The organism is Streptomyces sp. NPDC002845, assembly GCF_053591955.1.
The window spans coordinates 44185-57722 of record NZ_JBSFUU010000010.1; the positions used below are offsets into that span (position 1 = coordinate 44185).

Here is a 13538-nt window from a genome sequence, read left to right on the forward strand (position 1 = left end):
CACGCACCTAAACACGATCGGCCGCGACCCGCCAGGGGGTCACGGCCGATCACGCTCTGACCTGCGAAAACAGCGACTACTTCACCGCGGGGCCCACCTGGACCTTGATCGTGGAGCCGTTCCAGGCCTCCCGAACGATCTTGATCTTGGTGTTGGTGTCAGTGACCTCGACACCGCCCAGCGGGTTCGACTCGTCGTAGTAGGTGCTGGTGTGGTCGTTGAACACCGGCACACCCCGCTTCGACGGGATCTTCGTGGCGACGTCCGCGTTGTGCAGCGTGATGCCCTGCGTGCGGTACCAGCTGAACGGCGCGTCGTACGTCTGGATCCGGTTCCGCATCAGCGTGCCGTCGGACCACTTCAGCGCGGTCGGGTGCGAGTCGACCGGGAGGACCAGGCCGGCACCGGGGTGCTCGCTGGTGTTGTTGTCCGGCTGCGAGGTGTCCCACTTCCAGATCAGCAGACCGTTCTGGTACGGGAAGTGCTCCACCCAGGACGGACGGGTCGTCGCGAAGCCGAAGTTGTACGGGCCGACCTTCAGCGTCTTGTCGTACGACACGTACTGACGGTTCTCGGCGATGTAGTACTGCGCGTAGTCGTCCGTGATGGACGCGCCGACCCGCGTGAAGCCCTTGGTCGTCCAGGCCGCGTCCTCGGTCTCCACGTCGTCCGAGAACAGCGCGGCGCCGTCGGCGGTCACGGCGATCGAGTCGGCCGTGAAGCCCTTCGGGGCCACGCCGCCGTCCGTCGAGTAGCGGAAGCGCAGGTCGATGCTCTGGCCCGCGTAGGCGTCCAGCGAGTACGCCAACTCCTTGTGCTCGCCCGAGGAACCGGACAGCGCCGGCTTGTCGCCGGCGTCGCGCGGGATCGCCACGCCGTCGGCCGTGCCGTCGATGGCTGTCCAGTTGGCGCCGCCGTCGGTGGAGACCTCGGTATAGAGGTAGTCGTAGTCCGCCTCGATGTCGTACCAGGCGTCGAGGGTCAGCTCCGCCGAGGACGTGCCCGTGAGGTCCACGGAACGGGTCAGTGTGTTGGAGAGGTTGTCACCGCTGCCGCTCCACCACTGCATCTCGCCCTGCGCCGGTTCGACGATCTCGGTGGTGACCGTCTTCTCCGGGAGCTCGACCACGAGGGCCTGGGCGTTCTTGGTGTTGTACTCGGCGACACCCAGGGTGTGCCTGGACTTCGTCGCGGCCTTGGCCGTGTCGTAGTTGAGCCAGCCGAGCTGGAGCTTGTCCCAGGCGGTCATGTCACCGGGCAGGTCGCCGATGTTGTCGCCGCCGGTGCCGAGCCAGGAGCCGGAGGACATCAGGGTCCAGAAACCGGTGGAGTTCTCGCCGCCGCCGGAGGTGTCGTAGTGGTCCGGCAGACCGAGGTCGTGGCCGTACTCGTGGGCGAATACGCCGAGTCCGCCGTTCTCCGGCTGGATGGTGTAGTCGCCGACCCAGATGCCCGAGTCGCCGATCTGGGCGCCGCCGAGCCGGTTGTTCTCGGGGCCGGTGCGGCCCGCGTCGGTGCCGAACGCGTACCAGCGGTGGGCCCAGATGGCGTCCTCGCCCTGGGCGCCGCCGCCCGCGGACTCGTCCTCACCGGCGTGCACGACCTGGAAGTGGTCGATGTAGCCGTCGGGCTCGTTGAAGTCGCCGTCGCCGTCGAAGTCGTAGCGGTCCCACACGTCGTACTCGGCCAGCTTCGCCTGGATCTCGGCGTCGGACTTACCAGCCGCCTTCTGCTGGTCGACCCACGCGTTGACGCCGTCGGACACCGCGTACCAGGCGCAGTTGCCGCAGTCGTTGGAGCCGTAACGGGCCTCGTTGTAGGGGACCTTGACCCAGTCGGAGACCTCGCCCTCGATCGAGTAGCGGCCCGAGGACTGCTTCTCGTAGTAGGTCTTCATCGACGCGGTGCCGTCGCCGAAGTAGAGGTCCTGGAAGTGCTCCTGGTTGTAGTCCGCCTGCCAGGCCGTGCTGTTGTCCTGGGTGCGGTCCGGCTCGGCTATCTCGTTGTGCAGCGGGCCGACGGTGCCGCCGTAGCGGCTGTCTATCTCGTCACCGAACTCGACGAGGATCGTGAAGATCTTGTCGGTCTTCTCCCGGCCGAGCTCGACGTACTTGCTCTTGCCCTTCCCGCTCTTCAGCTCCACGACCTGGGAGCCGTCACGCTTCTTGACCGCGGCATCGCCGGATATGACCTGCTTCAGGGCCTCCTCGCGCTGCGCCGCCTGCGTCTTGCTCAGGGGTCCTTCGAGGTCGTGGTCGTGCTCGGCGTGTGCTTCCGCCGGGTCGTGCCGGTCCACGGCCGCCGCCGACGAGCCTTCGTCGGCCTGTGCCACCGCGAAGGTCGAGAACGTCGCGGCGGCCGCGGCGAACGCGACGCCGATCGCCGTCGCTCGATACGTCCAGGGTCTACTGGTCACTTGATGTCCTCCCCCGCGCCCGTTCGCGCGGAAGGAGGGTCCGGTCATGGAAGAATCCGCGCGCGGTATACGCGTGTAGTCAAGTGACGCCATTCGACCGGAGTTTCGGAAGAAAAAACAGACCTTGACTTGGACAGGACAAGTGCACTATGCGGAGGCGCGGTTCGTTAACCGGACGTTACGGCGACCCGCCAACCGGCGCGTGATCGCGTCCACTTCGCGGACCGCATGAATCTGTGCGCCCCCCGTGCCCCCGGCCCCGTGGGTCAGGTCACGCTTACCCGTCGTTCCACTCGGGCACGCTGGCGAATAGGGTCGATTGGCGGAACGCCGGAAGTCGGCGGAAAGTCAAGCCGACACCGTTGCCACAGCTTTGATTCGTATCCGCATCCTCCCCCATCGAGAGAGGCGCGGGGAGACCCCCGAACCGAGGACACGATTGCCATGCCTCGTCCGACCGTCGCACAGCTCGCCTACGGTTCCTGCACCGTGATCTTGTCCACACTCTCCATGCTGTTGCTGTCACAGACGAGTTCGGTCGTCGGTGTCGCGTTGGTCGCCCTCTCGGCGCTCGCGCTCGGGCTGCTCGTCTCGATGACCGTGCCCGTGCGCAAGCCGGCGCCGGCCGCCGCGGCGGCCGCGATTCCGACCCCGGCAGCCGAAGCCGCCGGTAGTGCCGGTGTTTCCGACATTCCGAAGGAACGCGTTCCGGTTCAGCGCGAGGCCGTCTCCGCCTCGTTCGCGGCCGAGCCGGTGCGCGAGCCCGCGGAGCGCTGAGCACGGACGCACAGCCGCATTGCCGCATTGCCGCATTGCCGCATTGCTGTACGAACGAACGACCGGTGGGCCCGTGACGCACGGGCCCACCGGTCGTTTCCGTACTCCTCCTACGGTCAACCCGTGCTGACCACCACCGTCTTGGCCGCCTTGTCGTGCAGCCCCTGCTTGTACGGCTTGTCGAAGAAGCTCCAACCGCCCGCGATCGCCGTCCAGATGCAGGCACAGCAGAACGCGAACGGGATCCACAGCACCGCCGCCCGCATCAGCGCGGTCTGCATGGAGGGCGTCGAGCCGTCGTTCAGGTTGGCCACCCGCAGCTTCATCAGCTGCTTGCCGAGGGTCTGGCCGTTGCGTGTGGTGAAGACGATGTCGTACCCCATGTAGAGGACCGCGGCGATCACACCCTGACCGAAGGAGTCGCCGGTGTTGATGTCGTCCGTGTCGAACGTGGTCTCGACGAGCCCGAAGCCCCACGCCACCAGCCATACCGCGACGCCCACCATGATCATGTCGATGATGCGGGCGAGGACGCGCTTGCCGCTGTCGGCGAGCGGCGGCATACCGGCGAGCGGATCGCCGCCGTACGGGCCGCCGCCACCGTAGGGGTCGCCGGAGGGTGGGGGCTGGGCGCCGGACGAGGAGTCGTACGGCGGCGGGGTCGAGGGAGTGTCGTAAGGAGAGCCGCCGCCCCGGTCCGGCGGTGGCTGCTTCTTGAACTGATCGTCGTCCGGGGACTGACCGGAACCGAAGGGCGGCGGTTGGCTGCTCATGGCCCGAGTCGACCGCGAACCCTCCGGCTCCGCATCCGGCGCGGGGCCGTCCGGAGTACGGAATCGCGTGGTGCTTACGGCGTACGCGGTCAGCCCGCGACGAACGTATGCGCCGCCTTGTCGTGCCAGCACTGGCGCCACGGCTTGTCGAACAGGCACCACGCGACGCCCACGACACCGATGGCGAGCAGGCCCGGCACGCTGTAGACGAGCCAGCGGCGCAGGGCCAGGCCGAAGGACGGGGGATCGTGGCCCTCGATGTCGCGGACCTCCAGGCCGAGCACCTTCTTGCCCAGGGTGCGGCCCCACTTGGCGGTGGGCAGCGCCTCGTAGAGGACCCCGGCGACGAGCAGTACGGCGAGGACGATGCCGAGGTACAGCGAGGTCGTGCCGTCGAGCAGCCAGACCGTGACCGTCTCACCGGAGAGTTTGGCCGCGTCGATCTTGTCGTCGATGTGGTCGATCGCCCTGGTGCCGAGCGGTACGGCGGCCACGCCCGTGACGGTGCCGAGCACCAGGGTGTCCAGGAGCCGGGCGGCGAACCGCTTGCCGAGTCCCGCCGGGCGGGCCTCCGCCTGGGCACGGACGACCGCCTGGAACGGGTCCTCCGTCACCGGCTTCCACGGCGTGACCGGCTGCTCTCCCTCGACATCGGCCAGCCGGTGGACCTGCTGCGCCCAGGAGGGCTGACCGCCGCCGGAGCCGGGGGCCATGGGGGCGCCGGAAAGAGATGGAGAAGGGGCAGGGGCGGGGGCAGGGGCAGGGGACTGCGGCCGGACGGTGGGCGAGGGCTGCCGGGGCTGCGACGGCTGCGGGGCGGACGGGGTCGAGGGGGCCGCAGTGGCCGCGGGGGTCGCAGAGGCTGCCGGGGCCGTGGGAGCTGCGGAGGCTTCGGGGGCCGAGGCCTGGTGGCCGATGCCCAGGGCCTGCTGCGCGGCGGCCTGAGCGCTCGTCCTGGGGGCGCCGAAAGCCGGCCCGGACGCCGGTCCCGACGCCGGTCCGGCGGCCCCCTCGGCGGCCGAGCCCGCCGCACCCGTGCCCCCGCTCTGCTGCCCCGTACGCGGCTTGAGCGGCGCCCGGAACGTCATGGTGCCCTCGGAGGGCACCGCCTCCGCGCCCGCCGGGCGCACGGCACCGGCAGGTCGGCGGAAGACCATCGTGCCCGGCGAGGCGTCCGAGTCCGCCGGGGGGACCGCCGCCGTACCGTCCGCGCCGGCCGTCCGCGCGGCGCCGCCCTCGTCGGCGGGCTCCGCCGGGCCCGGCACCCTCGGGTCACGCGGGTCGGCGCCGCGCGGCGAGCCCCAGGAGACGCGGCGGTCCGGCTCGCCGCCGAAGCCGGCCTGGCGGGAACGGTCGGCACCCCACGCGGACGCGGGCTCGGGACGGCTCCCGTGCTGCGCCTCTGCCGGGCTCGGCTGCTGCGAGGCGGGCCCGGGCTCGGGGTCCTCGTCGAAGAAGTGCGGGCCCGTCTCCTCCACCGTGGGCAGCGCGGGGCCCGCGCCGGGCGGCGGGGAGAGCGGTTCGCCGTCGGACGGCGCCGGACGGCTCGTACCCGGCACCCAGGCGGCACCGTTCCAGTACCGGACATATCCAGGAATGGACGGGTCCGGGTAATACCCTTCGCGGGGCCTGTCGTCACCGGGGGCCGGGGTTGGGGCGCTCATGTCCGTCGTCCCGTATCTGCTCGGGGGTTGATAAGGGGGCGTCCACATCTATCAGATCGCCGCAAGTGTCAGCGCCCGTCCCGCCGGACCCACCCCTTTCGAGCACGGTTCTGCTACGGGCCGTGCCCCGCCGAGTCCTCCCCCGCCGCCCGCTCACGGGGCCGGAAAAAATCTCCGCGAACCCGCGTAATGATCCGGGTCCGGCTCCCCTCTCTCCTCGTACGGGCCCGCTCACAGGGCCTCGAACCCCGTACGGACTCCCTGAGAGTCCGTACGAACCCCTACGAACCCTACGAGAGAGGAAACGCAGAACATGCACACCGTGGTGGAACGCGAACTGGAGCTCAATCTCGTGCTGTCGCCGGAGCGCAGCATCCCGGTCCCGGCCAGACTCAGTTACCGAAGCGACGACCCGTACGCCGTCCACATCACCTTCCACATCGGCTCCGAGCACCCCGTGCACTGGACGTTCGCACGGGAACTGCTCGTCGAGGGGGTGTTCCGGCCGTGCGGGCACGGGGACGTGCGGGTGTGGCCGACGAAGGTGCTGGGCCGCAGCGTCGTGCTGATGGCGCTGAGCTCGCCCGACGGGGACGCGCTGCTCCAGGCACCGTCCCCGCAGGTGTCGGCCTGGCTGGAGCGCACCCTGCGGGTGGTCCCCCCGGGTTCTGAGATCGGGCAGCTCCGCATCGACGACGGCCTGGCCGAGCTGCTCGCCCCGACCCCGGCCGACGACCCGTGGCTGCGGGACTCCTGGCCGTCGGACGAGTCGAAGGACGGGGAGTGAGCGGGACGAGGAGTGAGCGGGACGAGGAGTAGGACATCAGGACATACGCGGGGCCCGGACCGTACGGGCCTCAGAACAACTTGCCCGGATTGAGGATGTCCAGCGGGTCGAAGACGGACTTGACCGCCCGTTGCATCTCCATGCCGACCGGGCCGATCTCGCGCGCCAGCCACTCCTTCTTGAGGATGCCCACGCCGTGCTCACCGGTGATCGTGCCGCCGAGCTCCAGGCCGAGGGCCATGATCTCGTCGAAGGACTCGCGGGCGCGCCGGGACTCGTCGGGGTCTGCCGCGTCGAAGCAGACGGTGGGGTGTGTGTTGCCGTCACCGGCGTGGGCGCAGACCCCGATGGTCAGCTGGTACTTCTCGGCGATGCGCTCCACCCCGTCGAGCAGTTCGCCGAGCCTGGAGCGCGGCACGCACACGTCGTCGATCATCGTCGTCCCCTTGACCGCTTCGAGCGCGGTGAGCGACAACCTCCGTGCCTGGAGCAGCAGTTCGGACTCGGCCGCGTCGTCAGCAGGTACGACCCGGGTGGCGCCTGCGGCCTCGCACAGGGTGCCGACGGAGGCGAGGTCGGCGGCGGGGTCCGGGGTGTCGAAGGCGGCGAGGAGGAGGGCCTCCGTCGTCTCCGGCAGGCCCATGTGCGCGATGTCGTTGACGGCCTTCACCGTCGTACGGTCCATCAGTTCGAGGAGGGACGGCACATGTCCGCCCTCCATGATCCGGCACACGGCTTCGCACGCGGCGGTCGCCGACTCGAACTCGGCTGCCAGCACAAGCTGTTGGGGCGGCTGCGGCTTCAGGGCGAGGACGGCTCGTACGACGATGCCCAGCGAGCCCTCCGATCCCACGAAGAGCCGGGTGAGGTCGTATCCGGCGACGCCCTTGGCGGTACGGCGGCCGGTCGACATCAGCCGCCCGTCCGCCAGGACGACATCGAGGCCGAGGACGTACTCGGCCGTCACCCCGTACTTCACACAGCACAGCCCGCCGGAGGCCGTGCCGATGTTGCCGCCGATGGTGCACATCTCCCAGCTGGAGGGGTCCGGCGGGTAGTGGAGGCCGTGTTCGTTGACGGCGCGGGAGAGGGTCGCGTTGATGACGCCGGGTTCGACGACGGCGGTGCGGTCGACCGGGCTGATCTCCAGGATGCGGTCCATCCGTACGAGGGACAGCACGATGCAGCCGTCGGAGGCGTTCGCGGCGCCGGACAGTCCGCTGCGGGCGCCCTGCGGAACGACCGGGACGCGCAGCTCGGTGGCGGTGCGCATGACGTGCTGGACCTGTTCGACGGTGCGGGGCAGGACCACGACGGCCGGGGTGCCCGCCTCGCAGAAGCTCGCCATGTCACGGGAGTAGGACGCCGTGACGTCCGGGTCGGTGAGGACCGCCTCGGCCGGCAGACCCGCGAGCAGCCGGTCCACAAGGTTTCCCGTGTTCCCCGTGGCATCGTCGCGTGGGGCTTCGATTCGGCTCATGATCACAGGTTCGCACCTGGGGCCATCGGTGTGAACCGTTCCTGCCGGTGTCAGCCGCTGCCGGCCGAATCTCCGGGGGACGCACTGGCCGGCTACGGCCCATGCCCCGATCAACGGCCGTGCGGCCCCACGGCTGTCAGGTTCCGTGGGGCCGCGACTACGGCCAGGGCTACAGGTTGCCCCGTTTGGCCTGCTCCCTCTCGATCGCCTCGAACAGCGCCTTGAAGTTGCCCTTGCCGAACCCCATCGAACCGTGCCGTTCGATGAGTTCGAAGAAGACTGTCGGGCGGTCCTGGACCGGCTTGGTGAAGATCTGGAGGAGGTAGCCGTCCTCGTCCCGGTCGGCGAGGATCTTCAGCTCGCGGAGGGTGTCCAGCGGAACTCTCGTCTCGCCGACCCACTCCCCCAGCGTGTCGTAGTACGAGTCGGGCGTTTCGAGGAACTGAACGCCGGCGGCGCGCATGGTCCGTACCGTCTGCACGATGTCGTTCGTGTTCAGCGCGATGTGCTGGACGCCCGCGCCACCGTAGAACTCCAGGTACTCGTCGATCTGGGACTTCTTCCTGGCGATGGCGGGCTCGTTGATCGGGAACTTGACCTTCAGGGTCCCGTCCGCGACCACCTTCGACATCAGCGCGCTGTACTCGGTCGCGATGTCGTCGCCCACGAACTCCTTCATGTTCGTGAAGCCCATGACCTTGTTGTAGAAGCCGACCCACTCGTTCATGTGGCCGAGTTCGACGTTGCCCACGCAGTGGTCGATGGCCTGGAAGGTGCGCTGGGCGGGTGGTTCGACGATGGGCTGGGCGGCCGTATAACCGGGCAGGTAGGGGCCGTCGTAGCCGGTGCGTTCGACGAGGGTGTGCCGGGTCTCGCCGTACGTGGCGATCGCGGCCAGCACCACCGTGCCGTGCTCGTCCTTCAGCTCGTACGGCTCGGCGATCGAACGGGCGCCGTGTTCGACGGCGTACGCGTACGCGCGGCGGGCGTCCGGGACCTCGATGGCGAGGTCGACGACGCCGTCACCGTGCTCGGCCACGTGCTCGGCGAGGAAGTGGCCCCAGGGGGTGGCCGCCTTGATGACCGAGGTGAGGACGAAGCGCGCGGAGCCGTTCGTGAGGACGTACGAGGCGGTCTCGCGGCTGCCGTTCTCCGGTCCGGAGTAGGCGACCAGCCGCATGCCGAAGGCGGTGGAGTAGTAGTGCGCCGCCTGTTTGGCGTTGCCGACGGCGAAGACGACCGCGTCCATTCCCTTGACCGGGAAGGGGTCTGCCTGCCGTGCGGTGTCGGGAGTGTGGTGTGTGTGTGCGGAGAATACGGCCATGGCCGCAGGCTCCCTCCGTTCGGCAAGGTGCGCAATAGTTTGATTGTTCGCTGGGCAAAGTGACCAGTCGATGGCCCGTGATTGCGGGTGATCTGTACAGGATGACCACCATGGAGGGCGTCATGGCGATCGATCATCTGGACGGGCGGATCATCGTCCTGCTGGCCCGGGAGCCGCGTATCGGCGTGCTGGAGATGTCCCGGCGGCTCGGGGTCGCGCGCGGCACGGTGCAGGCGCGGCTGGACCGGCTTCAGTCGAACGGCGTGATCCGCGGATTCGGACCGCAGGTGGACCCGGCCGCGCTCGGGTACCCCGTCACGGCGTTCGCGACGCTGCAGATCCGGCAGGGGCAAGGCCCGGACGTACGGGCGCACTTGGCGACCGTGCCCGAGGTGCTGGAGCTGCACACGACCACCGGCAGCGGCGACATGCTGTGCCGGCTCGTGGCCCGCTCCAACGCCGATCTCCAGCGGGTGATCGACCGGGTTGTCGGTTTTGACGGCATCGTCCGGGCCTCCACCGCGATCGTCATGGAGAACCCCGTTCCGCTGCGGATCATCCCGCTGGTGGAGCAGGCGGCGGAGGACCGGGACTGAACAAGACCGTGGGGCGACCGCATGTGAGCTTCTGACCGCCCAGCGCGTGCCGGTGCTGATGCCGGGTTCGATCCTCACGGTCGTCCTCGCCCTGCTGGTGGACTGGCCGGCCTCGCCGGCCGAACTGCTGCTGCACCCCAGCGGGTTGGAGGTGGGGTCGTGAGGCGCGTACGTGTACTGCCGGCCGGTGCGCTGCCGACGAGCTGCGGGCTGCGGGCTGAACGAGCGGCTCCCCCATGTACGAGTGCACCAGCACCGCCTGGATCACCTACCAGGGCAACAGCGAGCCCATCGCCGACCCGCGGGCCCAGTGGCGGGCGGTGCGCGACGCCGACCTGAGGAACGGGCTGACGTGGCTGCCAAGAAGTACGGCGCGGAGAAGCTGAGCAACGACGTGGAGGGGTTACTTAAGGAAGGGTGATGCAAAGAAAGGGTTGCAAGGGTTTCTTTGCAACGCTACCTTTGTACGTATGAACGAGCCCGAGGAGCCTCAGGAGTCCCAGGTCCGCCAGCTCGACGCCCGGTCCCTGCGCGGGCTGGCGCATCCGCTGCGCATGCAGCTGTTGGTCGCGCTGCGGCGCGGCGGGCCCGCCACTGCTTCCCGACTCGCCGAGAAACTGGGTGAGTCGAGCGGCGCCACCAGCTACCACCTGCGCCAGCTCGCCGCGTACGGCTTCGTCGAGGACGCGCCCGAGCACGGCAAGGGGCGGGAGCGGTGGTGGCGGGCAGTCCACCGGGGCGTGCGGTTCGACGAAGTCCTGATCCGGGACCCGGACCCGGCAGTCCGCGGAGCGGCTTCGCTGTTCATGCACGAGGTCGCGACCACGCACGCCCAGGAACTCGCGACGTTCATCGGCACCCGGCACGAGTGGCCCGAGGAGTGGTACGGCGCCTCGGACATGAGCGACTGGACCCTGCGGCTGACGCCCGAACTCGCCCGCGAACTCAACACGAAGATGCACGAACTCATCGAGAGCTACCGCGCACAGGCCCCCGTGGAGGGCACCCCACAGACCGAGCAGGTACGCCTCCACACGCACGCCTTCCCCATCACCACGGACTGAGAGGCCACCGCCCGATGCATCCCGAGACCCACCTCGACCTGCACCGCGTCCGTGCCGCCGCGCTCCGGGCCGAGGCGGACGCATACCGGCTCGCCGCCGCAGCCCGGCGCCCCCTCGACCTCCGTAGCCGCATCGGCTGGACCCTGGTCGAAGTCGGCCTGCGGCTCGCGGCCCCGCCGCGACCGGCCCCCACCCACTAGGGCCTGCATTGAGTTGCCCCGTGGAAGAAGGAGCGGCACTGGGTGCGTGCGATCGCAAGGCGCCGGAGCGCCCTCGATGGGGGTGTCCCCGCGCGAGCCGAGCGAAGCCGGTTCGAGCGTGGGGGAGGAGCCACGTGGGCGTTTCGGCAACGCCGCGAGCGTGCGTGCCCAGCACCGCGACGCCGCGGGGCAACTCAATACAGGCCCTAGCAGCTCGGTACGGAGCCCTTCCCCGTCTCCAACGCCACCAGCGCGCTCACCGCGCCCTTGAGGGTCGTCACCGGGATCAGGCGGAGCCCCTCGGGCAGTTCGGACTCGGCGTCGGAGCACTCGGCCTCGGGCACCAGGAACACGGTGGCGCCGTCGCGGTGGGCGGCCTGCGTCTTGAGGGCCACGCCGCCGACCGCGCCCACCGTGCCGTCGGCGTCGATCGTCCCCGTACCGGCGACGGTGCGGCCCCCCGTGAGGTCACCGCCGCTGCCGTCGCCGTCGAGCTTGTCGATGATGCCGAGGGAGAAGAGGAGACCCGCGCTGGGGCCGCCGACGTCGGAGAGCTTGAGGGTGACCTTGATCCCGTCCCCCTCCTTGCCCAGATAGGACAGCGCCGCCTCGGCCGCCGTGTCCTGGGACTCCTTCATCTCGGCCCGGTTGAACTCCTGGATCTCCTCGACCGTGTCGCCGCTCGGGTAGACGGAGTCGCGCGGCATCACCGCCTGGTCCGTACGGAACCAGCCGTCGATGACGTCCGCCAGGTCCACGCGCGCGTCCGGGCCCGTCGCCACGATCGTGGTCATCCGCAGCTCCCCGCTCGTCTGCCGGGTCTCCGCCCCGGTGATGGTGATCACCGGGTCGTCGCCCTTCTCCCCGAGCACGTTCGCCGTCAGGCCGGGCTGCGCCACGGAGAACGGCAGCGGTGCGAACGCCGCCGTCGCGAGCAGGGCCGCGGTGGGCAGGGCACAGACGGCTACGGCCCGGGGGCGCGACAGGCTGGAGAGACGAGAGAGCACGGGATCAATCTAACGTGGGGCCCACTTCCGGCCAGGTGGCGGGCAGCACGGTTGGGTCACGGCTGGTGGATCGCGACCGTCGGTCACCGCCGGTGGATCACAACGGCCGGGTCACGGCTGGTGGATCACGACGGCCGGTGATCGGCCGCCGGATCACGACCGCCGGTCACTGACCGTTGGATCGATGGTCGGATCAGGGCCGCGGGTCACAGCCGTCGGGGCACGACCGTTGGATCACGGCTGCTGGACCACGACCGTCGGACCACGACCGCCGGTTACGGCCCGACCGCCGAGCCCTGTCCCCCCGAACTGACCGGAGCCAGCGGCCGACGCCCCCGCGCGCCCGTCGCGGCTCAGCGCAGGGCCTCGGCCACTTCCCGGGCCGCGTCGACGACGCGTCGGCCCACCCGTTCCGGCACGGCGTCGGTGAGCATCACGACGCCCACGCTGCCCTCGACGCCCGTCACCCCGATCAGGGGAGCCGCGGCGCCGCTGGCCCCGGCCTCCAGTTCGCCGTGGGTGAGGGTGTAGCCGGGCTCGGTGACCGGCTGCTGCTGTCGGGCCGAGAGGATGGCGCGGCCGGCGGCGCCCCGGTCCAGGGGGTGGCGGAAACCGGCGCGGTAGGCCACGTGGTAGTCGGTCCAGGTCGGTTCGACGACGGCGACGGCGAGGGCCTCGGTGCCGTCGACCAGGGTCAGGTGGGCCGTCGCGCCTATGTCCTCGGCGAGGGAACGCAGCGCGGGCAGCGCGGCCTCGCGGACGAGAGGGTGCACCTGGCGGCCCAGGCGGAGCACGCCGAGCCCGACCCGGGCGCGGCCGCCCAGGTCACGCCGTACGAGAGCGTGTTGCTCCAGCGTGGCGAGCAACCGGTACACAACGGTCCGGTTCACGCCGAGCTTGTGCGAGAGTTCGGTGACGGTCAGCCCGTGATCCGTGTCGGCGAGCAGCTTGAGGACGCGCAGTCCCCGGTCGAGCGTCTGGGAGGTCTCCGCGGTCACGACGCCCACTCCTTCTTGGGTGAGGGCGGCGGCCCCCTCCGCGGCGGATGCGTCGCCGGTCCCGTCGGCGACGCGTGTCAGAGGCCGCCGGTCGGCTGGACCCGGAGGGCTCCGGGCGGTGTCGCTTCACGGCTGCGCTCCGCGGCGGCGCTGCCACGGGGCGTATGCGTGTGGGGACATTAGCGAGCCGGTTCGCTCAGCGGAAGTCTCCGTCCAGAATCCGGGCACCGGCCGGTACGGACTGCTTCGTTTTCTCCCGATATGTACGGCGCACATCCACCACCTGCGCGCCTGGGCGCACCAGTGTCAGAGCCTGTGTCATATCGCCGGTCGGATCAGCGCACGTCGTCATGGGGTCCCCCCGCACGAGCGCAGCCGAGCGTGGGGGTGCGTGCGATCGCAAGGCGCCGGAGCGCCCTCGATGGGGGTGCCCCCGCGCGAGCCGAGCGAAG

The 13538-nt window shown here is 70.1% G+C and carries 12 protein-coding genes and 2 pseudogenes; 7 read left to right on the forward strand and 7 right to left on the reverse strand.

From position 1 onward, the window contains the following. Positions 1-76: 76 nt before the first annotated feature. Positions 77-2416, reverse strand: coding sequence for an immune inhibitor A domain-containing protein (locus tag ACWD3C_RS09415; RefSeq protein WP_451141819.1), 2340 nt, complete (start codon positions 2414-2416; stop codon positions 77-79). A 444-nt stretch (positions 2417-2860) separates the two neighbouring features. Between ACWD3C_RS09415 and ACWD3C_RS09420 the strand changes: the two genes are divergently transcribed. Further along, positions 2861-3193, forward strand: a complete 333-nt coding sequence (locus ACWD3C_RS09420; RefSeq protein ID WP_451141821.1) for a hypothetical protein — start codon at positions 2861-2863, stop codon at positions 3191-3193. Positions 3194-3309: 116 nt separating this feature from the next. Here the strand turns inward: ACWD3C_RS09420 and ACWD3C_RS09425 are convergent, their stop codons facing one another. Together ACWD3C_RS09425 and ACWD3C_RS09430 are read right to left on the reverse strand one after the other, a co-directional pair. Next, positions 3310-3966, reverse strand: a complete 657-nt coding sequence (locus tag ACWD3C_RS09425) for an RDD family protein (RefSeq protein ID WP_451141823.1) — start codon at positions 3964-3966, stop codon at positions 3310-3312. 89 nt (positions 3967-4055) lie between these two features. Next, complete coding sequence (locus ACWD3C_RS09430; RefSeq protein WP_451141825.1) at positions 4056-5630, reverse strand: RDD family protein; 1575 nt, start codon at positions 5628-5630, stop codon at positions 4056-4058. Between the two features lie 313 nt (positions 5631-5943). Between ACWD3C_RS09430 and ACWD3C_RS09435 the strand changes: the two genes are divergently transcribed. Further along, entirely contained in the window at positions 5944-6417 is a 474-nt protein-coding gene (locus ACWD3C_RS09435; RefSeq protein ID WP_451141827.1) for an SsgA family sporulation/cell division regulator, read from the forward strand. A 70-nt stretch (positions 6418-6487) separates the two neighbouring features. Here the strand turns inward: ACWD3C_RS09435 and ACWD3C_RS09440 are convergent, their stop codons facing one another. Together ACWD3C_RS09440 and hppD are read right to left on the reverse strand one after the other, a co-directional pair. Then, positions 6488-7903 (reverse strand): FAD-binding oxidoreductase, encoded by a 1416-nt coding sequence (locus tag ACWD3C_RS09440; protein WP_451141829.1) that lies wholly within the window; start codon positions 7901-7903, stop codon positions 6488-6490. A gap of 163 nt (positions 7904-8066) precedes the next feature. Further along, a complete protein-coding gene (gene hppD, locus ACWD3C_RS09445) occupies positions 8067-9221 on the reverse strand; it encodes a 4-hydroxyphenylpyruvate dioxygenase (protein WP_451141831.1) in 1155 nt (384 codons plus the stop codon). A 122-nt stretch (positions 9222-9343) separates the two neighbouring features. Here hppD and ACWD3C_RS09450 point away from each other — a divergent pair, with 122 nt between their 5' ends. The 5 genes and pseudogenes from ACWD3C_RS09450 to ACWD3C_RS09470 all read left to right on the forward strand — a co-directional run bounded on the left by ACWD3C_RS09450 (position 9344) and on the right by ACWD3C_RS09470 (position 11081). Next, the gene (locus ACWD3C_RS09450; RefSeq protein ID WP_451142001.1) at positions 9344-9817 is read left to right on the forward strand and encodes an Lrp/AsnC family transcriptional regulator; all 474 of its coding nucleotides are present in this window, start codon (positions 9344-9346) and stop codon (positions 9815-9817) included. Positions 9818-9848: 31 nt separating this feature from the next. Beyond that, positions 9849-9980: pseudogene (locus tag ACWD3C_RS09455) on the forward strand (ABC transporter permease); the annotation flags it as partial. A gap of 73 nt (positions 9981-10053) precedes the next feature. Then, a pseudogene (locus tag ACWD3C_RS09460) lies at positions 10054-10185 on the forward strand (glycine betaine ABC transporter substrate-binding protein); the annotation flags it as partial. Positions 10186-10287: 102 nt separating this feature from the next. Next, the gene (locus ACWD3C_RS09465; RefSeq protein WP_451141833.1) at positions 10288-10881 is read left to right on the forward strand and encodes an ArsR/SmtB family transcription factor; all 594 of its coding nucleotides are present in this window, start codon (positions 10288-10290) and stop codon (positions 10879-10881) included. A 14-nt stretch (positions 10882-10895) separates the two neighbouring features. Beyond that, on the forward strand, positions 10896-11081 hold the full coding sequence (locus tag ACWD3C_RS09470; protein WP_451141835.1) for a hypothetical protein: 186 nt from the start codon (positions 10896-10898) through the stop codon (positions 11079-11081). 206 nt (positions 11082-11287) lie between these two features. Here the strand turns inward: ACWD3C_RS09470 and ACWD3C_RS09475 are convergent, their stop codons facing one another. Further along, a complete protein-coding gene (locus tag ACWD3C_RS09475; RefSeq protein ID WP_451141837.1) occupies positions 11288-12088 on the reverse strand; it encodes a S16 family serine protease in 801 nt (266 codons plus the stop codon). Positions 12089-12441: 353 nt separating this feature from the next. Then, the gene (locus tag ACWD3C_RS09480; RefSeq protein WP_451141839.1) at positions 12442-13086 is read right to left on the reverse strand and encodes an IclR family transcriptional regulator; all 645 of its coding nucleotides are present in this window, start codon (positions 13084-13086) and stop codon (positions 12442-12444) included. Positions 13087-13538: the final 452 nt, after the last annotated feature.

Bases quoted from the DNA above. Each gene is read 5' to 3' on its own strand.
- ACWD3C_RS09420 (WP_451141821.1), top strand. From the start codon at position 2,861: ATGCCTCGTCCGACCGTCGCACAGCTCGCCTACGGTTCCTGCACCGTG.
- ACWD3C_RS09425 (WP_451141823.1), bottom strand. From the start codon at position 3,966: ATGAGCAGCCAACCGCCGCCCTTCGGTTCCGGTCAGTCCCCGGACGAC.
- ACWD3C_RS09430 (WP_451141825.1), bottom strand. From the start codon at position 5,630: ATGAGCGCCCCAACCCCGGCCCCCGGTGACGACAGGCCCCGCGAAGGG.
- ACWD3C_RS09435 (WP_451141827.1), top strand. From the start codon at position 5,944: ATGCACACCGTGGTGGAACGCGAACTGGAGCTCAATCTCGTGCTGTCG.
- hppD (WP_451141831.1), bottom strand. From the start codon at position 9,221: ATGGCCGTATTCTCCGCACACACACACCACACTCCCGACACCGCACGG.
- ACWD3C_RS09450 (WP_451142001.1), top strand. From the start codon at position 9,344: ATGGCGATCGATCATCTGGACGGGCGGATCATCGTCCTGCTGGCCCGG.
- ACWD3C_RS09465 (WP_451141833.1), top strand. From the start codon at position 10,288: ATGAACGAGCCCGAGGAGCCTCAGGAGTCCCAGGTCCGCCAGCTCGAC.
- ACWD3C_RS09470 (WP_451141835.1), top strand. From the start codon at position 10,896: ATGCATCCCGAGACCCACCTCGACCTGCACCGCGTCCGTGCCGCCGCG.